Raw genomic sequence first — 20,171 nt, forward strand, 5'->3', positions numbered from 1 at the left:
TTCAAGAGGCCATCATGACCGATTCTCTCGCGCCGCCGCTTTCGGTCGGCTTCGTGCTGTTGCGACGTTTCACGATGCTGCCCTTCGCGGCCTTCGTCGATTGCCTGCGGCTGGCCGCGGACGAGGGCGACCGCAGTCGGCAGTTACGCTGCCACTGGGTGTTCATGACCAGTGCCGGTCAGGATGCCATCTCCAGTTGCGGGGCGGCGATCACGCCCTGTACGGCCTTCCGTGAACCAACGGAATTCGACTATATCGTGACCATCGGTGGCGTGCAGGACGAACATGACGATGTGGACGAAACGGCGATTGCCTACCTGCGTCGGGCTGCCCAGGCGGGCGTGCCGCTCGTTGGCGTGTGCACTGGCGTGTTCGCGCTGATCAAGGCGGGGGTGATGGGAGGGCGCCGCTGTTGTGTCAGTTGGTACCACCATGGCGACCTGACGCGGCGCTTCCCCGATATCGAGCCGGTGGCGGATCGCCTGTTCATCGATGACGGCAGTCGATTGACGTGTGCCGGTGGCACCGCCGCCGCCGACCTGGCGGCCTATCTGGTGGAACGTCACCTGGGCAAGGCCTGGGCCATGAAGAGCTTGCACATCATGCTCATCGACGAGGCGCGTCGCGGGGACCATCCGCAGCCCCAGCCGGTGATCTTCGACAAGGTGGCCGACCGGCTGGTGCGTCGGGCCATCGACATCATCGAACAACACCTGGGCCAGACGATAACAGTCGATGAATTGGCCAGGCGCATCGGCACCTCGCGGCGCAACATCGAGCGCAAGTTCCGCGAGGAACTGGGTGTCGGCCCCCAGAAATTCGCCCGCGACCTTCGGCTTCGTTACGGCCTCTGGTTGTTGCACTACACCGCCAAGAGCGTCACCGAGATCGGCGAGCGCTGCGGCTTCGCCGATACCGCCCATTTCTCCCGCCACTTTCGTGATGCCTTCGGGACTACGCCTACAGCGGTACGCAAGACAGCCGGGGAGGGAGCGGCCCCGGTGGATCCCTTCTTTTTGCATGTCGGGGAGCATGGGCTTTCCTAGCGTTTTGTCTCGGAGGCGTTGTGTTACAGGCGTCGCCTTGCTGTCTGCCCGTCATGGCGCGTTGAGATCATGCCAGCCTGCGAGATACTTCATTAGATCCCTTGTCGTCTTCTCGACACATCGTGTCCGCTTGTCGTGAATGTCGGTGTCTCTGAAACGGGATGCTGTGTATGTGTCGCGGGAGGTGTGTTCTCCGTCGGATCAAGAGAAGTTTGATATCGGCGCGGCAGTGCTCCGATCCGACACTTCTGCATAGAAATCGAGCAGGAGGGAGGCGCCGATGACTATCGATACCTGGTATCTCTATATCGGTACTGTGCTGCTCTTGATGAGCACCCCGGGACCGAGCCAACTCCTCATGCTGGCAAACAGTCTGTCGTCAGGTCTGCCCCGGTCAGCCATGACGGCGGCCGGAGACCTCACTGCCAACCTGCTTCAGATGCTGGTTGCGATTAGTGGCTTGTCGTACCTGATCGAGAGCCATGAAAAAGCGGTGGTCGTCATACAGTGGTTTGGGGTGAGTATCCTGCTCTATCTGGGCACCCGTTCGCTGATTGAGCGCCGTCCTCTGCATGTCCAAGGGGCACATGAAGAAAAGAGGAAAAGTGGGCGAGCTTTGTATGTGCAAGGTTTTTTCGTATCAGTCGTTAATCCCAAGGCGGTTGTCTTCTTCGCAGCTCTCTTTCCCCAGTTCATTGATCCGGCGGGGGGAGTTGGGCTGCAGTTTGCTATCTTGAGCAGCACTTACTTGTTGCTGGATGGGCTCTTCCTGATGGCGTATGCCGTGTTGGCGGTCAGGCTCGCGGGTTGGGTGGCTTCCCATGACGGTATGATGTTGCGATGCGGTCCTGGTGTACTACTGAGCGTGGTGGCGGTGGGGCTCGCGGTGAAGGCGCTCTAGAGCAGGCGATGAAGCATGTGGTACTCAAGGGTGCCACGAATCCAGATCATTGAATGACATGGTTATTCTGTGGCTTGCCATATGCCGTTGGGGAGACTCCCGTCCAGCAGCGGAATGCATAGGAGAAAGCGCTTACGCTTGTATATCCAAGTTCGATGGCGACGTTGGAAACGGATGCACCTTGCAGCAGGGCGTCGATCGCCATGTTCATCATGACTTGCTGTCGCCACTGCCTGAAGCTGAGCCCCAGCTCTCGACGCAATAGGCGATTGATGGTTCGCGGGCTGGCGCCGGCCCTCTCAGCCAGCCTCTCGAGATGTGGATGATCTGCCGGAGACTTTAATACCTCTTCGCAGACTCGTGCCGCCCGACGATCATTCGGCAGGTGGATGCGGGGAATCGTGAGGGCGGGGGTGCGTAATTCTTCGAAGAGCAGCCCCAAGAGGTGGACGTGGCGATCTGCACGGAAAGCATGTTCCGAGCTGCGCTCGACTGTGCGCAGGATGAGCTCTTGTGTCATGGGTGAGACAGCGACTGATCGGAATTCATCGGGCAGGGCGGCGTCACTGCAATAGAGCGATGCCATCTCGGTATCTTCGCGCACGCGTATCGCATGCTCCATACCAGGGGGAATCAGTGCGGCCCGCCCGGGATCGACCACGCAGACATGCTGCCTGACGTGCACTTGCAATGTTCCCGAACGGGCATAGAGCACCTGAAGCGTGTCGTGGGTATGGGATGCGATGAGGCTGCCGGAGGCATAGCGGCTCACATGTGGTGCTACCCGGCTCGTTGGGGTATCGAGCCTGTCTACTTGGGTTGTCGACATGAGGCGCATGGCTCCCTGGCCGTGACCGGAGGGTCATTCCACATAGCACATAGGGTGAGCTTACCCGATGCTCATCTTCGCGCAGTATAGCGTCTGCCTCTCGATGTCACATGTCGAAGGGCGCTGATAATTGTGGAATGAAAATATACAAAAACGACGCGCATTTAAATTTGTTTAAAAACATAATCTTATGCATTTTGTCGCGAACATATCGGTAAATTTGTCGCATTTGTTCAAGTTTTGCCGGGCGAGCTTGGCTATTAATACCCCTATTCGCTGGACGCACCTCGATGCCGTCGAGGGCCGGTGTCTTTGATGGAGACGGTGGTGTCGTTTGCAGAATGCCGTGCGATCCACTTTTTCTTAACGTTGTGAAGCCAACCCTCAGGTGATGCCATGAACGACAATAACCTTACCCAGACCGATCCGCAGATCGCTGCCGCCATCGCTGACGAAGTGGCGCGCCAGGAAGCCCATATCGAGTTGATCGCCTCGGAGAACTACGCCAGTCCGCAGGTCATGGCGGCCCAGGGCACTCAGCTGACCAACAAGTATGCCGAGGGCTATCCCGGCAAGCGTTACTACGGCGGCTGCGAGCATGTCGATGTGGTCGAGCGCCTGGCCATCGAGCGTGCCTGCGCACTGTTCGGCGCCGACTACGCCAACGTCCAGCCGCATTCGGGCGCCCAGGCCAATGCCGCGGCCTTCATGGCCCTGGTCTCGCCGGGCGATACCGTGCTGGGCATGAGCCTGGCCCATGGTGGCCACCTGACCCACGGTGCGGCGCCGAACTTCTCCGGCAAGTACTACAACGCCGTGCAGTATGGGTTGAATCCCGAGACCGGCGAGATCGATTATGACGAGGTCGAGCGCCTGGCGGAGGAGCACCAGCCCAAGCTGATCATCGCTGGCTTCTCGGCCTATTCCCGGGTGATCAACTGGCGCCGCTTCCGCGATATCGCCGATCGCGTGGGAGCCTGGCTGCTGGTCGACATGGCGCACATCGCCGGCCTGGTGGCCGCCGGACATTATCCGAGCCCGCTGCCCCATGCCCATGTGGTGACCACTACCACCCACAAGACCCTGCGTGGCCCGCGCGGCGGCCTGATTCTGTCCGCCAGCGGCGATGAGGCGCTCTACAAGAAGCTCAACGGTGCGGTCTTCCCCGGCCAGCAGGGCGGCCCGCTGATGCATGTCATCGCCGCCAAGGCGGTAGCCTTCCGCGAGGCCATGAGCCAGGACTTCGTGCGCTATCAGGCACGGGTCATCGACAACGCCCGCGCCATGGCCGAGGTCTTCGTCGAGCGCGGCTGCGATGTGGTCTCCGGTGGCACCGACGATCACCTCTTCCTGGTGTCGCTGATCAAGCTCGGCGTGACCGGCAAGGACGCGGATGCTGCCCTGGGGCGTGCTCACATCACCGTCAACAAGAACGCGGTACCCAATGACCCCCAGAGTCCCTTCGTGACCTCGGGCCTGCGTATTGGCACCCCGGCGGTGACCACTCGGGGCTTCGATCAGGCGGATTGCGAGGCCCTGGCCGGCTGGATCTGCGACATCCTCGATGTGCTGGCCAAGGAAGAGGACACCACCGAGATCGAAGCCGAGGTTCGGGGCAAGGTCGCCGAGCTGTGCGCCCGCCATCCGGTCTATGGCGCTGGTCAGGAAAGTCAGGCCGACGCCGCGTCCATCGCGTGAAGCCTTCCCGCCCGATTCGGGCGGGAGTCCAGTAGGAGAGATCCCATGCAACGTTATTCAGGCTTCGGGCTGGTCAAGCACGCACTGAGCCACCACGAGAACTGGCAGCGCCAGTGGCGCAACCCCACGCCCAAGAAGGCGTACGACGTGATCATCATCGGCGGGGGCGGCCATGGCCTCGGCACCGCCTATTACCTGGCCAAGGAATTCGGCATCCGCAATGTGGCGGTGATCGAGAAAGGCTGGCTGGGTGGCGGCAACACGGCGCGCAACACCACCATCGTGCGTTCCAACTATCTGTGGGACGAGGCCGCCGCGCTCTACGAGCATTCCATGAAACGCTGGGAAGGGCTGTCCCAGGATCTCAACTATAACGTCATGTTCTCCCAGCGCGGCGTGCTCAACCTCGGGCATACCCTGCAGGACATGCGTGATATCCAGCGCCGGGTCAACGCCAATCGCTTGAACGGCATCGATGGCGAGGTGCTCGACGCCAAGGGCGTTCAGGAACTGGTGCCGATCATGGATTGCTCCAAGAACGCCCGGTATCCGGTGATGGGAGCCTCCTGGCAACCGCGCGCCGGGGTGGCGCGCCACGATGCCGTGGCCTGGGGCTATGCCCGGGGCGCCGATGCTCTCGGCGTGGACATCCTGCAGCAGACCGAGGTCACCGGTTTCAAGATTCGCGATGGCCAGGTCTACGGCGTGCACACCAATCGCGGCGACATCGAGGCCAAGACCGTTGGCTGCGTGGCCGCTGGTAACTCCGGGGTACTGGCGAAGATGGCGGGGCTCAAGCTGCCGCTGGAATCGCACCCGTTGCAGGCGCTGGTCTCCGAGCCGCTCAAGCCGGTGCTCGATACCGTGGTGATGTCCAACCATGTGCACGGTTATATCAGCCAGTCGGACAAGGGCGATCTGGTCATCGGCGCCGGTATCGATGGCTACACCGGCTATGGTCAGCGAGGCAGCTATCCGACCGTGGAGCACACCCTGCAGGCTATCGTCGAGATGTTCCCGATCTTCTCCCGGGTACGCATGAACCGACAGTGGGGCGGCATCGTCGACACTTGCCCGGATGCCTGCCCGCTCATCTCCAAAACCAAGGTGAAAGGGCTCTACTTCAACTGCGGCTGGGGAACCGGAGGCTTCAAGGCTACACCGGGCTCGGCCCATGTATTCGCCGCCAGCCTCGCCAAGGGGGAGATGCATCCGCTCGCCGCGCCGTTCTCCATCGACCGCTTCAATACCGGGGCGTTGATTGATGAGCATGGGGCCGCCGGGGTAGCCCACTAGGATCCGTACAAAAATGGTCTGTGCTCGAGGACCGTCGTTCAGCGCCTGGAGCACAGAAAGAATGCTTCGCTTTCATCCTGAGTGATGGAGGGACGAGAAAAATGTTTCATATCTACTGCCCCTATTGCGGCGAGTACCGGGAAGAAGAAGAGTTTCACCCGAAGGGCGAGGCTCATATCGTGCGTCCGGAGGATCCCGAGACGTGCAGCGACGAGGAGTGGGGCGATTACCTGTTCTTCCGCCACAATCCGCGCGGTATCCACCATGAGATGTGGGTGCACGCCGTGGGCTGCCGCAAGTTTTTCAACATCACCCGCAACACGGCGACCTACGAGATCCTCGAGACGTACAAGATGGGTGAGGCGCCGTCCATCACGGCCGAGTCCCGTGACGACCGGGCAGCGGCCGAGGCTGAAACCGCCGAGAAACAGGAAGGAGTCCGCGCATGAGCCAGTCCAACCGACTCGCCCAGGGCGGGCGCATCGACCGCTCTCGTGAGCTGAGTTTCACCTTCAACGGCAAGTCCTACCGGGGGCATCCCGGCGATACCCTGGCCTCGGCTCTGCTGGCCAACGGCGTGGATATCGTCAATCGCAGCTTCAAGTATTCTCGGCCACGGGGCATTGTTGCCGCCGGTGCCGAGGAGCCCAATGCGGTGATTCAACTGGGCAGTACCGAAGCGGCCCAGGTGCCCAATGTGCGGGCCACGCAACAGGCGTTGTTCGAAGGCCTCGAGGCGCGCAGCACCAACGGCTGGCCCAGTGTGCAGCGCGACCTGATGGGCGTGATCGGCAAGTTGGGCGGTCAATTCATGCCGCCGGGGTTCTACTACAAGACCTTCATGGCGCCGGCCTCGATGTGGATGACCTACGAGAAGTACATCCGCAAGAGCGCCGGGCTCGGGCGCAGCCCGATGGAAAAGGACCCGGACATCTATGATCACCTCAATCGCCACTGCGATGTGCTGGTAATCGGCGCCGGGCCGGCGGGGCTGGCGGCGGCGCTGGCGGCCGGTCGCAGCGGTGCCCGAGTGATCCTGGCCGACGAGCAGGAGGAGATGGGCGGCTCATTGCTCGATTCCCGAGAGTTGCTCGATGAGCGGCCGGCGGATCAGTGGGTGGCTGAGGCTCTCGAGGAGCTGGCCGGACTCGATAACGTCCTGCTGCTGCCGCGTACCACCGCCAACGGCTATCACGATCACAACTTCGTGACGCTGCATGAGCGGCGTACCGAGCACCTGGCCGAAACGGCTCCACGCGAGAACGGTCGCCGCCAGGCGCGTTCCCGCCTGCATCGCGTCCGGGCCGGACGGGTGGTGCTGGCCACCGGTGCCCATGAGCGTCCGCTGGTCTACGGCAACAACGATGTACCGGGCAATCTGCAGGCCGGTGCCGTCTCCACCTATATCCGTCGCTACGGGGTCGTGCCCGGCAACAAGCTGGTGCTCTCCACCAGCAACGATCATGCCTACCGCGCCGCACTCGACTGGGTGGAAAGCGGGCGCGAGGTGGTGGCCATTGCCGATGCGCGTCCCGAGCCCGTCGGGGAACTGGTCGAGCAGGCCCGTGCCAAGGGCATTCGCATCATTCCCGGTGCGGCGGTGCTCGAGGCGCGAGGACAGAACCGTGTGACCGGCGCCCGAGTGGCACGAGTGGATCTCGAAGGCTTCCGGGTGAGTGGCGATGCTGAATCGCTCGACTGCGACACCATCGCCAGCTCCGGCGGCTATAGCCCGGTGATTCACCTGGCGTCGCATACCGGAGCTCGCCCCACCTGGCGCGACGATATCCTCGGGTTCGTGCCGAACCTGGTGGAAGGGGTGCTGGCGGCTGGCGGCACCCAAGGCGTCTATGCCATTGGCGAGGTATTGGCCGATGGTTGGGAGGCAGGTAGTCGGGCGGCCGGTGATACTGGCTTCGATACCGTCGAGGCGCGTCTGCCGAATGTCGGGGCACGCAATGAAGGCAAGCCGGTGGCGCTCTATCAGGTGCCTCACGAGAAGCCGACTCTGCGCGGGCCGAAGCAGTTCGTCGATCTACAGAACGATGTGACGGCGGCCGCCATCGAGGTGGCGACTCGCGAGGGCTTCGAGTCCATCGAACATGTCAAGCGCTACACTGCCATGGGCTTCGGTACCGACCAGGGCAAGCTCGGCAACATCAATGGCATGGCCATCGCCGCGCGTTGCCTGGGACGCTCGATCCCGGAGGTTGGCACCACGGTGTTCCGGCCTAACTACACGCCGGTGACTTTCGGTGCCGTGGTCGGTCGCCATTGCCGCGAATTGTTCGACCCCGAGCGCTATACCGCCATACACCAATGGCATGTGGAGCACGGCGCCGAGTTCGAGGATGTCGGCCAGTGGAAGCGCCCCTGGTACTTCCCGCGTCGGGTCGAGGGCCGCATGGAAACCATGCATGAGGCGGTGGCCCGGGAATGCCGCGCGGTACGCGAGAAGGTCGGTATTCTCGATGCCTCGACGCTCGGCAAGATCGACATCCAGGGTCCGGACGCCCGTGAGTTCCTGGGGCGGGTCTATACCAACAAGTGGGCCAAGCTGGCGCCTGGCCGGGTGCGCTACGGCTTGATGTGCAAGGATGACGGCATGGTGATGGACGATGGCACCACCAGCTGCCTGGCTGAAAACCACTTCCTGATGACCGCCAGCACCGGCGGTGCCGCAGCCGTGCTGGAGTGGCTGGAGCTGTGGCACCAGACCGAGTGGCCCGAGTTGGAGGTCTACTTCAACTCGGTGACCGACCACTGGGCGACCATGACCGTGACCGGTCCGGAAGCGCGCAAGCTGCTGGCCGAGGTCACCGATATCGATCTCGATCGCGAGGCTTTCAAGTTCATGGACTGGCGTGAGGGCACGGTGGCCGGTGTGCCGGCGCGGGTATTCCGTATCTCCTTCACCGGTGAGCTGGCTTACGAGATCAACGTTCAGGCCAACTATGCCCTGAATGTCTGGGAGACGCTGATCGCCCATGGCGAGAAGTACGACCTGACGCCTTATGGCACCGAGACCATGCATGTGCTGCGGGCCGAGAAGGGCTTCATCATCGCCGGTCAGGACACTGATGGATCGGTGACACCCGAGGATCTGGGCATGCACTGGGCGATCGGTTACGACAAGCCGTTCTCGTGGATCGGCAAGCGCGCCCTGACGCGCCCCGATACCGCACGTACCGACCGCAAGCAGTTGGTGGGGCTCAAACCCCGCAACCCCGAGGTGGTACTGGAGGAAGGCGCACAGATCGTCTTCGATCCCGACCACGCGATTCCCATGCCCATGAAAGGGCATGTGACGTCCAGCTATTATAGCCCGACCCTGGGCAGCGGGTTTGCCCTGGCCGTGGTCAAGGGTGGTCAGCAGCGGATGGGCGAGACCGTCTATCTACCGATGGTCGACGGCCAGGTCCACGAGGCCGAGATCGTCAGTCCGATCTTCGTCGACCCCAAGGGAGAGCGCCAGAATGTCTAACAGTGTTGATGACAAGGTCAAAACCTTCGATACCCGCACCGAGGCCAAGGTACCGGTGGAGTCGCCGCTGGCCTATTCCTATCGACGTTCGGGCGCCCCGGCGCCCGGCGAGGGCAGTGGCGTGGTCGTGCGCGAACGGCCCTTCCTCGGCCATCTGGTACTGCGGGGCGGGGCCATCATCCTCGACGAGGCGCTGCGTGAGGTGCTCGATATTTCCCTGCCGGGCGAGCCCCAGGCGCTGGTCTTCGATGCCAGCGGCGAGCGCAGCGTGCAGTGGATATCGCCCGATGAGTGGCTGCTGATCGTTCCCGGTGGCGAGGAGTTCGAACTGGAGAACCGGCTGCGCGAGGCCCTGGGAGATGCGCATTTCGCCATCACCAACATCGGTGGCGGCCAGACTCTGCTCGAGTTGGAAGGGGAGGCAGTCAGTGAGCTGCTGATGAAGTCGGTGATCTATGACGCCGATCCGCACCATTTCCCGGTGGGCAAGGGAGTGACCACGGTGTTCGCCAAGACCTCGGTGATTCTGCGGCGTTCCTCCGAGACACGCTGGGAACTGGTGGCGCGACGCAGCTTCGCTGATTACATCTATCGTTGGCTGCTGGATGCCGGGGAGGAATACGCCATCGGCATCGTGCGTTGAGCCGTTGCGGAGCATGAACCACCAAGGGCCGGGGCACTCCCCGGCCTGTTTTTATCAGGAGATTTCGCTATGAATCGTAGCGCCGATACCTGGATCATGACCGCCCAGTGCCCCAGCTGGTTGGGCACCGTGGATGTAGTCACGCGCTTTCTCAAGGAAAGCCGTTGCTATATCACCGAGCAGCAGTCCTTCGATGACAGACTGGCCGAACACTTCTTCATCCGTACTGAGTTCCGGCCGCTGGATGCCGACTTCGACCCCGAGGACTTTCATGCCCGCTTCGCGCCCCGGGCGGCGGAGTTCGGGATGACGTTCGACCTGACCGCTCCGGATAGTCGCGTGCCAGTGGTGATCATGGTCTCCAAGGCGGATCACTGCCTGAACGACTTGCTGTATCGCTATCGCACTGGGCAGTTGCCCATCGAGATCCGCGCCGTGGTGTCCAACCATCCTGACCTGAAACCCCTCGCCGACTGGCACGGCCTGCCTTACTACCATTTCCCGGTCACAGCGGAGACCAAGGCAGAACAGGAAGCGCGTGTCTGGGGCGTGATCGAGGAAACCGGGGTGGAGCTGGTCATCCTGGCGCGCTACATGCAGGTGCTCTCGAGCGAGCTATGCGAGCGGCTCGCGGGGCGAGCGATCAACATTCATCACTCGCTGCTGCCCGGCTTCAAGGGCGCCAAGCCCTACCACCAGGCCTATGCCAAGGGCGTCAAGCTGGTCGGCGCTACCGCCCACTACATCAATGACGACCTGGACGAGGGGCCGATCATCACCCAGGGCGTGGAAACGGTCAGCCATGTCGACTACCCGGAGGATCTGGTCGAGAAGGGGCGTGATATCGAGCGGCTGACCCTGGCGAGGGCCGTTGCCTATCATGTCGAGCGTCGTGTTTTTCTCAATGACCAGCGCACGGTGGTCTTTACGCGCTGAGTACATGTTGTGACATTTGGTTACAATCCGTTACATTTTTCGCTGAACTCAGGCTCCTCGAGGGCGTCACAGGGAAGCGCAATCAGAAAACGCACCCAATGAATGACTGGAGATCTTCATGCAACGATTCACTACCTTGCTGTCTGCCGCTGTACTTACCACCGGACTGATGGCAGGCGTTGCCCAGGCTCAGGAGTCAACCACTGCGACTGACCCGGCGCAGACTCAGGCCCAGACACAGAACTTCTCCGATGGGCAATTGCAGAAGTTCGCTGATGCTTCCCAGGAAATCGCCGTGATTTCTCAGGATTACACGCAGCAGCTCCAGGGTGCCGAGGGCGAAGAGGCCCAGCAATCCATCCGCGAGGAAGCCAACGGCAAGATGATCGAGGCGGTCGAAGGTAGTGGCCTCGAGGTGGAGACCTTCAATGCGATCGGCCAGGCGATCCAGCAGGATCCCGAGCTGATGCAACAGGTTCAGGAGATGACCCAGAGTCAGTGAAGCGTATGACCTCCTTCCCGTAGCGGCGGGGACCAGCGAATAGGCCACCTTCGGGTGGCCTATTTTCGTTGGGTTGAAGGCTGGCGCTTTACAGCCCATGGCGAGCCTTTCAAACTGAAGCGAATCTTTCTCGATCGGAGTCGGGACATGGATGTGGAACTGCTGGAGATTCGCCAGCACATGGGGCGCTTCCCGCCCTTCGAAACCCTGACCGATGCCATGCTCGACGAAGTGGTCGACAGCGTCGAGGTGGCGTATTTCAAAGCCGGCGAAGAGATTCTCACCCTGGATCAGGAGCTGCACGAACTGTGTTACATCCGCAGTGGCGCGGTGGAAGTGTTCCGGCGTGGAGGGGAGCTTCACAATCGGCTTGGCGAGGGCGATATCTTCGGCCAGTTGAGCCTGTTGCGCCACCACCGGGTGCGCTATCCCGCCAAGGCCATGGAAGACACCCTGATCTACTTCATTCCCGAGGAAATGTTCCAGCGACTCTGCGAGGTCGATGACGAGTTCGCTGATTTCGTCGAGCTGCAGCGGCCGCGCATGGAAAGCGCGGTAGAGCAGCAGAAGAAGAACAACGACATGATTGTCACGCGGGTGCGCAAGCTGCTGACCCGTTATCCGGTGATGGTCGAGGCCTCCACCACGGTTCAGGAAGCCGCTCGACAGATCGGCGACTTCCAGGCATCGGCGGTGCTGGTGCTGGATGAGCCCGGCGATAATCCCCGTTATACCTTTCGCGACAGCGAGGACCGTGCCTGGCAAGTGCGGGGCATCCTGACTGACAGCGACTTCCGTACCCGCGTCGTGGCCGAAGGGCGTCCACCGGATACGCCGGTGGGGGACGTGGTCGTGAACAAGGTGATCGCAGTCCAGTCCGATGAGTCGGTCCATGAGGCCATGTTGTGCATGCTGCGCAACAATATCCATCACTTGCCGGTCATGCACCGGCGGCGGCCGGTGGGTATCGTGCATCTGTCGGACATCATCCGCTACGAGACCCAGAGCAGCCTCTATCTGGTCAGCAATATCTTCAACCAGCCCAATGTGGAGGGGCTGGCACGGCTGGCACCGGATGTCAGCGCTGCTTTCATGCGGATGGTCGAGGAGGGTGCGGATTCACGCATGGTCGGCAGCGCTCTGTCGACCATCGGTCGCAGCTTTACCCGACGTTTACTGGAGCTGGCCGAGGAGACGCTCGGACCGCCACCGGTGCCGTATTGCTTCATGGCGCTGGGCTCCATGGCGCGCAACGAGCAGTCGATTGTCACCGACCAGGACAACGCCCTGGTCTTGTCGGATGACTTCGATCCCGAACAGCACGATGAGTACTTTCTGGAGATGGCGCGCATTGTCAGCGATGGTCTGGATGCTTGTGGCTATCCCTATTGCAAGGGCGATATCATGGCCACCAACGAGCAATGGCGGCAGCCGCTGGCGGTCTGGAAGCGCTATTTCACCGAGTGGATCGAGCAACCGAACCCCGAGCGATTGCTGCACAGCTCGATATTCTTCGATCTGGACAGCGTGTATGGCGAGGACGTCATGGTCGAGCAGCTGCAGGATCTGGTGGCCGAAAAGGCATCCCAGAGTCCGTTCTTCCTGGCGGCGATGGCTCGCAACTCCCTGAACCGCACGCCGCCTCTAGGGTTCTTTCGCACCTTCGTGATGGAAAAGGACGGCAAGCATAACAACTCGATCAATCTCAAGCGTCGCGGTACCGCGCCCTTGGTCGATCTGATCCGGGTGCATGCCCTGGCCTGTGGTTCCCGCTCCCAGAACAGCTTCGAGCGCCTCGATGACATCGACCGGACCTCGTTGCTGGCGCCCGGTGTCAGCGACCGGCTGCGCTATTCCCTGGAGCTGATGTCGATGTCGCGCATTCGCCATCAGGTCATCGACCTCGAACATGAACAGCCCCCGGACAACAATATCGAACCCGAGAACGTGTCGAGCCGAGAGCGCCACAACCTCAAGGAAGCCTTCCAGGCATTGAGCCATGCCCAGAAGTTCCTCAAGTTCCGTTACCCGATGTCGTCGTCAAGGTCGCGTTAGATGACGATGCTCGTTCCTCGCCGGCCCCAGGTTCCCGATTGGCCCGCCTATCTGGCGCGGCATGCCGAAAAGGCGCGTGATCCGCGACTCGCGCGCTTTTTCGCCGCGGGTATTCCCGGGCCCGACACGCCGATCGGCGAGGCGCCGATGGTAGCCCTGGACATGGAAACTACGGGGCTGGATGCGCGCCGTCATGCCATCGTCAGTATCGGGGTGGTGCCTTTCACTCTGGGGCGCATCGCCCTGAGCGAGCGCCGTTATTGGGTTGTCAGACCTCGGCGCACCCTGGATGCCGAGTCGGTGACGTTCCATCACATCACTCATACCGATATCGCACAGGCACCCGAGTTCGAAGATATCCTGGAAGACTTGCTGGAGGCGTTGGCCGGTCGGTTGGTGGTGGTGCACTATCGACACATCGAGCGCTTGTTCCTCGACGACTCAGTGAAAGCGCGCTTGGGCGAGGGGCTGATGTTTCCGGTGATCGACACCATGGCGGTGGAAGCTCGCTTTCATCGCCAGTCCTGGTTGGCGAGGTTCAAGCGCTGGATAGGGCGACCGCCTGCCTCGATTCGCCTCTATGACAGCCGAACCCGCTATGGTCTACCGCTCTATCAGGGGCACCATGCCCTGACCGATGCTCTGGCCACGGCGGAGCTGTTGCAGGCCCAGGTTGCCAATCATTATCAGCCGGAGATGCCGATCGGCCAATTCTGGACGTGACGCCTCAGTAATCGATGCCACGCCGGGCCTGCAGTCCGTCGTTGAAGGCGTGGCGGACTTCCTGCATCTCGCTGATGGTATCGGCGATATCGAGAAGACGGCGATGGGCGTTGCGCCCGGTGACGATCACTGTCTGTTCTGCTGGGCGGCTGGCCAGGGCTTCCAGAACCTCGTCGATGTCCAGGTAGCCAAACTTGAGCATGTACGTGATTTCGTCGAGCACCACGAGATAGACGTTCGGGTCGGCGAGCAGGCGTCGCGCTTCGCACCATACCGTCTGGCAGGCGCGTGTGTCGGCGTCGCGATTCTGGGTCTCCCAGGTAAAGCCGGTGCCCATGATCGCCACATCCAGGTTGGCGTCATCGATGAGACGTTCGCGTTCACCGCATTCCCAGGTTCCCTTGATGAATTGCACCACGCCAACACGATAGCCGTAGCCGAGAGCACGGGTCACGGTACCCCAGGCGGCGGTGGTCTTGCCCTTGCCGTTGCCGGTGAAGATCAGCAATTGGCCGCGTTGTTCGCTGGCGCTGGCAACGCGCTCGTCAACATGGAACTTGAGTTTCTGCATGGCCCGACGATGGCGGGTATCACGATCTGTCATGCGTGGTGTCCGAGCCTGGCATGGAAGTGGGTCGTGGCAAGCAGATTACGTGACCCGGCCGGAAACGTCGATGGCTTCTCAAGTGCGTTTTACTGCAGCGACAGTGCCGCGAAAAGGCAGGCCCGCTGCCTGGCGGATGGACAAGGAACTGGCCATGGCCCGGAACGGATGGAAGAATGGCCATAGTCGTCCTTTGCCACCGTTATTGATGTTGCCGATTGGCAGTCCATACGGCGATGCGCTTCAATGGGAAGCACCTTCTTTACCGCCACAGGGAGTGAGCGCCACATGTCACATGCTCGCCGTGTCGTCTTCATGGCCCTGGCCGGTATCTGTTTCGTGCTGGGACTGATCGGCGCCTTCCTGCCGCTCATGCCGACGACCTGTTTCATGCTGCTGGCGGTCTGGTTTGCGTCCCGCAGCTCCCCGCGATTCGCTGCCTGGATTCGGCGCCATCCGCGGTTCGGCCCCACGGTCACGGCCTGGGAGGATGAGCGGGCGATTCCTCGCCACGCCAAGTGGCTGGCCGGTATCATGCTGGCCATGTCGATGGTGGTGCTGGCCTTCACCGTCAGCCTAGTGTGGCTCAAGCTGTCGTTGATCCTGGGGCTGGCGCTGCTGGGTATCTGGATCCTGACGCGGCCGGAGCCGGCCACGGAATCCTGAACCGGACAATGCATATCACGCTTTGAGGTTCGGGCTCGCCGAGCCGTACAATGGATGGCAATTTTCGACAGGAGCCATCCTCGATGTCCACACCCCAAGCGATTCACCTGAGCGACTATCGTCCGCCCGCCTACCGTGTCACCCATACCGAGCTGACCTTCGAGCTCGATCCTTCCGCCACACGCGTCAAGGCGCGATTGCACCTCGAGCGCCATCCCGAGCGCGAGGCCGGTGAGGCACTGGAACTCGACGGCGAGCAACTGACGCTCAAGTCCATCGCCCTCGATGGCCAGGTACTGGGCGAGGACGAGTACCGACTCACCGAGCAGGGGCTGCGGATCGAGAGCGTGCCAGCGAGCTTTCTGCTGGATACCGAGGTGGAAATCTCGCCTGAGGAGAACACCGCCCTGGAGGGGCTCTATCGCTCCGGCGGCATGTTCTGTACCCAGTGCGAGGCGGAAGGCTTTCGTCGCATCACCTTCTATCCGGATCGGCCGGATGTCATGGCGACCTTCTCGACTACGGTGGTCGGCGATGCCGCCAGCCTGCCGGTGCTGCTCTCCAACGGCAATCCAGTGGAGCGGGGCGAGCTGCCGAACGGGCGACACTTCGTCACCTGGGAGGACCCGCATCCCAAGCCCTGTTACTTGTTCGCCCTGGTCGCCGGCGACCTGAATAAGGTCGAGGATCGCTTCACCACCATGAGCGGTCGTGACGTCACCCTGCAGATCTGGGTCGAAGAGGAAAACCTCGGCAAGACCGATCACGCCATGGCCTCGCTCAAGCGCGCCATGCGCTGGGACGAGGAGACCTACGGTCGCGAATACGACCTCGACCTGTTCATGATCGTGGCGGTCAACGATTTCAACATGGGCGCCATGGAGAACAAGGGGCTCAACATCTTCAACTCGGCGGCGGTGCTGACCCACCCGGATACCGCCACCGACGCTGCCTTCCAGCGGGTCGAAGGCATCGTCGCCCACGAGTATTTCCACAACTGGTCCGGCAATCGGGTGACCTGCCGTGACTGGTTCCAGTTGTCGCTCAAGGAAGGCTTCACCGTCTTCCGCGACCAGAGTTTTTCCGCCGATGTGAACTCGGCGCCGGTCAAGCGCATCGAGGACGTGTCCTTCTTCCGCACCGCCCAGTTCGCCGAGGACGCCGGCCCCACCGCACATCCGGTGCGTCCGGATCACTACATCGAGATCGGCAACTTCTACACCCTGACCATCTACGAGAAGGGTGCCGAGATCGTGCGCATGCTGCGCAACCTGGTGGGCTGGGAGGCCTTCCGGCGCGGTTCGGATCTCTATTTCTCGCGCTTCGATGGCCAGGCGGTGACCATCGAGGACTTCGTGACCTGCATGGCGGAGGCTTCCGGTCAAAACCTGGATCAGTTCATGCTGTGGTACTCCCAAGCCGGCACGCCGGAAATCGATGCCCACGGCGAGTACGACTATGCGCGCGCCGAGTATCGGCTGATCCTGCGCCAGCGCACCCCGGCCACGCCGGGCCAGTCCGACAAGCAGGCCCTGCACATCCCGGTACGGCTGGGGCTGGTGGGTACCAAGTCCGGCCGCGACCTGGCGCTGACCCTGGATGGTGAGTCGCTGGGCCGTGACGCGGTGATCCATCTGCGCGAGGACGAGCAGGAGTTCGTCTTCACCGATCTTGCCGAGGCCCCTGTGCCGTCGCTGGCGCGTGGATTCTCGGCGCCGGTCAAGCTGAACTTCCCGTATTCCCGCGAGGATCTGGCCTTCCTGCTGGCCAACGACAGCGATGGCTTCAATCGCTGGGATGCCGGCCAGCGTCTGGCGCTGCTGGCGCTCGACGACCTGATCGCCGCGCATCGCAATGGTGTCGAGAAGGTCATGGACAATCGTGTCGTCGATGCCTTCCGGACCCTGTTGACCAGCGATACCGACGACAAGGCGGTGCTGGCGGAGATGCTGACCTTGCCCTCCGAGGCCTACATCGCCGAGCAGCAGCCGCTGGTCGATGTGGACGCCATCCATGCCGCCCGGCAGTTCGTCAAACAGTCACTGGCGGTGACCCTGCGCGATGAGTTCCTGGCGGTCTACCAGGCCAATCTCGACGATGTGTCTTACGCCCCCGAGCCTGACCAGATTGCCGCGCGCAGCCTGAAGAATGTAGCGCTGTCCTACCTGATGAGTATCGAGGACGAAGAGGGCGTGGCACTGACGCAGCGTCAGTTCGAGGCCGAGCACAACATGACCGATGTGCGTCATGCGCTTACCCTGCTGACGCACAGCAGCCGTGACGATCTTGCCGACCCCGCGCTCAAGGCCTTCGGTCAGAAGTGGGCGCATGATCCGCTGGTCATGGATCAATGGTTCAGCATTCAGGTCTCGCGCCCCCAGGCGGATGCCCTGGAGCGGGTCAAGTTCCTGATGGATCATCCAGCCTTCTCGCTGACCAATCCCAACAAGGTGCGGGCGCTGATCGGTGCCTTCGCCCAGAACCGGGTCAACTTCCATCGTCTCGATGGCGAGGGCTACAAGCTGCTGGCCGATGTGGTCATCAAGCTCAATCGCCTGAATCCGGAGATCGCCGCGCGCCTGATCACCCCGCTGACCCGCTGGGCGCGCTATGACGAGACTCGTCAGGAGTTGATGAAGGCCGAACTGGAGCGCATTCGCGCCGAGGACCTCTCGCCGAATGTGTATGAGGTGGTCGAGAAAGCCCTGGCCTGACGCCCAGCTCTTCTTTCGTGATCGTTTGTCACTAAAAGGCGCCGCCCTCCTGGGCGGCGCCTGCGTTTGCGATGAGCAAAGTCCTGCGTCTAGTTGATCAGCCAGCCGAGCACCAGCAATCCCAGCAGCCACCAGAAAAGAGTGGCGATGATGGCGCGTTGCATCAAGGCGCGAAAGCCGCGCCACAGCATCCAGAGCCCGAACACCAGAATGGCCAGACTGAGCAACGAGGGCGAGATGCCGAGCGAGCCGGATAGGCCGTTCAACAGCCCATCGACAGCATCGTCGGCATGGGTGAACAGGCCGGTCAAGAGCTCGACGATCAGACGAATGCCCTCGCCGAGGGCATTGCCGATGAAGGAAAAGAGGTCTTCCATGAGCGGGAAATCCGTCGCTGGGCTGAGTCGGCCGCCAGTATCGCGACTCATGGGGAGAGGAGCAAGGTTCAGCCGAGTTGACTGATCTTCGAATCGATACCAGCCTCCTCGGCGGCGCTGTCGGCCAGTGCCCGGCCCGCTTCGTCATAAACGTGGAAGACAGCATGAGCGCCGAGCTCGCGGATCGGTTCGATTTCCTCGGGATACTCCACCACGGCGGTGATGCGTCCGGGAAAGTGGCGCCAGCGCAGTTGTTTCAGCGCCGCCAGGTTACCGGCGTGGTGCGGCATGGCCAGCACTACCATGCGTACTTCGGGGGACATCAGCAGCTTGTCCCAGAAGTCGGAGTCCACGGCATCCCCCTCCAGGATGTTGAAGCCGCGCTCGCTTAGCCGGGCAACGCTCTTGGGATTGCTGTCGATGCCCAGTACCTGGAGGCCGTACACCTTCTGCAGGCGACGGTAGGCGCTGCGCCCGATACGCCCCATGCCGAGCACGACGGCCTCGGCATCGCCGACCTCGATAGGACGGTCGCTGGACGTGAGGGTGGCAGTATCGATGGCTGGCAGGCGGGGCTCGATGCGACGGTAGAGCCGCTCGCTGAACGCATTGAGCAACGAGGAGACAGCAAAGCTCATGGCCACTGCCAGGGACAGGATCACCAGCCACCTGGCGGGCAGCCAGCCGGCACTGACGGCGATGGCGCCGACGATCAAGCCGAATTCCGAGTAGTTGGTCAGGCTCAGCGACGCCAGCAGAGACGTGCGGTGACGCATGCGAAAGCGCATGAAGACCAGTTGGTAGAGGAGGCTCTTCAGGGGCAGCAACAGGACCAGCAACATCGCCACGCCCAACTGTTCCCAGCTCGGTAGTGCCGTCAGGCCAAGGCTCAGGAAGAAGCCCACCAGGAGGAGCTCCTTGAGACTGAACATCGAGCGTGCCAGCGTCTGGCCCGCCGGATGAGGGGCCAGCAGCAAGCCGATGAGCAGCGCGCCGAGGTCGCCCTTGATGCCGACGGCCTCGAACAACGCATAGCCTAGAACCAGGGCCAGCAGGATGCCGAACAGCATCTGCATCTCGCCATGGCCCAGCCGGTCGAGCAGGGCGCGCAGCGCCGGTGCCAGAGGAATCAGCAGCACCAGCCCCAGCGCCCAGGGGCTGGGCAGGGTGCCGCTGGAGACGGTCAGGAAGGCCACCGCGAAGATGTCCTGCATGATCAGTACCCCGATGGCCAGGCGCCCGTAGGCGGCCTGGGTCTCGCTGCGTTTCTCCAGTACCTTGACCACGAACACCGTGCTCGAAAAGGACAGCGCGAAGGACAGCAGCAGCAGAGTGGTCGGGGCGACACCGGCCAGTAAAGGCAGCCCCACTGCCTTGAGAATCAGGAAGATGGCCACCAGGGTCAGTGTTGAGACGAGCATGTGCAGGCTTGCGCCGCCCCACACATCACGGCGTAGCAGGGTGCGTATGTCCAGCTTGAGGCCGATGGTGAACAGTAGCAGGGTCACGCCCACATCGGCCAACGTACCGAGAAGGGGGGAGGGCTCGACATCAAGGAAGTTGAGCACGAAGCCGCCGGCGAGAAAGCCCACCAGGGGAGGCAGATGCAGGCTCAGGGCGACGAGGCCGCCGAGGAAGGCGGCGATGATGATGGCCGGGTCGATCATGAAGGCTCCGCTGTACCGAGGTATGCAGAC

The 20,171-nt window shown here is 62.1% G+C and carries 17 protein-coding genes; 13 read left to right on the forward strand and 4 right to left on the reverse strand.

Annotation, left to right across the window (positions count from 1 at the left end; genetic code table 11):
- Positions 1-14 precede the first annotated feature (14 nt).
- Complete coding sequence (locus tag FZZ93_RS08095; protein WP_149321809.1) at positions 15-1,046, forward strand: GlxA family transcriptional regulator; 1,032 nt, start codon at positions 15-17, stop codon at positions 1,044-1,046.
- Positions 1,047-1,326: 280 nt separating this feature from the next.
- A complete protein-coding gene (locus FZZ93_RS08100; RefSeq protein WP_149321810.1) occupies positions 1,327-1,947 on the forward strand; it encodes a LysE family translocator in 621 nt (206 codons plus the stop codon).
- 46 nt (positions 1,948-1,993) lie between these two features.
- Here FZZ93_RS08100 and FZZ93_RS08105 read toward each other — a convergent pair whose 3' ends face one another.
- Complete coding sequence (locus FZZ93_RS08105; protein ID WP_187774490.1) at positions 1,994-2,776, reverse strand: AraC family transcriptional regulator; 783 nt, start codon at positions 2,774-2,776, stop codon at positions 1,994-1,996.
- Between the two features lie 396 nt (positions 2,777-3,172).
- Here FZZ93_RS08105 and glyA point away from each other — a divergent pair, with 396 nt between their 5' ends.
- The 9 genes from glyA (at position 3,173) to FZZ93_RS08150 (ending at position 14,113) form a co-directional block, all read left to right on the forward strand.
- Entirely contained in the window at positions 3,173-4,474 is a 1,302-nt protein-coding gene (gene glyA / locus FZZ93_RS08110; RefSeq protein ID WP_149321812.1) for a serine hydroxymethyltransferase, read from the forward strand.
- 45 nt (positions 4,475-4,519) lie between these two features.
- Positions 4,520-5,770: a sarcosine oxidase subunit beta family protein gene (locus FZZ93_RS08115; RefSeq protein WP_149321813.1), complete on the forward strand. Its 1,251-nt coding sequence runs from the start codon at positions 4,520-4,522 to the stop codon at positions 5,768-5,770.
- A gap of 101 nt (positions 5,771-5,871) precedes the next feature.
- Positions 5,872-6,219: a sarcosine oxidase subunit delta gene (locus FZZ93_RS08120; protein WP_013333203.1), complete on the forward strand. Its 348-nt coding sequence runs from the start codon at positions 5,872-5,874 to the stop codon at positions 6,217-6,219.
- Positions 6,216-9,254: a sarcosine oxidase subunit alpha family protein gene (locus FZZ93_RS08125; protein ID WP_149321814.1), complete on the forward strand. Its 3,039-nt coding sequence runs from the start codon at positions 6,216-6,218 to the stop codon at positions 9,252-9,254. The genes FZZ93_RS08120 and FZZ93_RS08125 overlap by 4 nt, the downstream gene beginning before the upstream one ends.
- Positions 9,247-9,897 (forward strand): sarcosine oxidase subunit gamma, encoded by a 651-nt coding sequence (locus tag FZZ93_RS08130; protein ID WP_149321815.1) that lies wholly within the window; start codon positions 9,247-9,249, stop codon positions 9,895-9,897. The genes FZZ93_RS08125 and FZZ93_RS08130 overlap by 8 nt, the downstream gene beginning before the upstream one ends.
- Before the next feature lie 69 nt (positions 9,898-9,966).
- Positions 9,967-10,833, forward strand: a complete 867-nt coding sequence (gene purU, locus FZZ93_RS08135) for a formyltetrahydrofolate deformylase (RefSeq protein ID WP_149321816.1) — start codon at positions 9,967-9,969, stop codon at positions 10,831-10,833.
- Between the two features lie 118 nt (positions 10,834-10,951).
- Positions 10,952-11,335 (forward strand): DUF4168 domain-containing protein, encoded by a 384-nt coding sequence (locus FZZ93_RS08140; protein ID WP_149321817.1) that lies wholly within the window; start codon positions 10,952-10,954, stop codon positions 11,333-11,335.
- A 147-nt stretch (positions 11,336-11,482) separates the two neighbouring features.
- Positions 11,483-13,390 (forward strand): DUF294 nucleotidyltransferase-like domain-containing protein, encoded by a 1,908-nt coding sequence (locus FZZ93_RS08145; protein ID WP_149321818.1) that lies wholly within the window; start codon positions 11,483-11,485, stop codon positions 13,388-13,390.
- Positions 13,391-14,113, forward strand: a complete 723-nt coding sequence (locus FZZ93_RS08150) for a 3'-5' exonuclease (RefSeq protein WP_149321819.1) — start codon at positions 13,391-13,393, stop codon at positions 14,111-14,113.
- 4 nt (positions 14,114-14,117) lie between these two features.
- Here FZZ93_RS08150 and cobO read toward each other — a convergent pair whose 3' ends face one another.
- Positions 14,118-14,717 carry a cob(I)yrinic acid a,c-diamide adenosyltransferase gene (cobO, locus tag FZZ93_RS08155; protein ID WP_149321820.1) on the reverse strand — a complete coding sequence of 200 codons (600 nt, stop codon included), beginning with the start codon at positions 14,715-14,717 and terminating at the stop codon, positions 14,118-14,120.
- A gap of 288 nt (positions 14,718-15,005) precedes the next feature.
- Between cobO and FZZ93_RS08160 the strand changes: the two genes are divergently transcribed.
- Together FZZ93_RS08160 and pepN are read left to right on the forward strand one after the other, a co-directional pair.
- Positions 15,006-15,383, forward strand: coding sequence for a YbaN family protein (locus FZZ93_RS08160; RefSeq protein WP_149321821.1), 378 nt, complete (start codon positions 15,006-15,008; stop codon positions 15,381-15,383).
- Between the two features lie 83 nt (positions 15,384-15,466).
- Positions 15,467-18,097 carry an aminopeptidase N gene (gene pepN / locus FZZ93_RS08165; RefSeq protein ID WP_149321822.1) on the forward strand — a complete coding sequence of 877 codons (2,631 nt, stop codon included), beginning with the start codon at positions 15,467-15,469 and terminating at the stop codon, positions 18,095-18,097.
- 89 nt (positions 18,098-18,186) lie between these two features.
- Here the strand turns inward: pepN and FZZ93_RS08170 are convergent, their stop codons facing one another.
- Both FZZ93_RS08170 and FZZ93_RS08175 read right to left on the reverse strand, forming a co-directional pair.
- On the reverse strand, positions 18,187-18,474 hold the full coding sequence (locus FZZ93_RS08170) for a hypothetical protein (RefSeq protein ID WP_246146151.1): 288 nt from the start codon (positions 18,472-18,474) through the stop codon (positions 18,187-18,189).
- 68 nt (positions 18,475-18,542) lie between these two features.
- Positions 18,543-20,141 carry a cation:proton antiporter family protein gene (locus FZZ93_RS08175; protein WP_187774491.1) on the reverse strand — a complete coding sequence of 533 codons (1,599 nt, stop codon included), beginning with the start codon at positions 20,139-20,141 and terminating at the stop codon, positions 18,543-18,545.
- Between the last annotated feature and the right edge of the window lie 30 nt (positions 20,142-20,171).

The organism is Halomonas eurihalina (assembly GCF_008274785.1).
GTDB lineage: Bacteria > Pseudomonadota > Gammaproteobacteria > Pseudomonadales > Halomonadaceae > Halomonas > Halomonas eurihalina.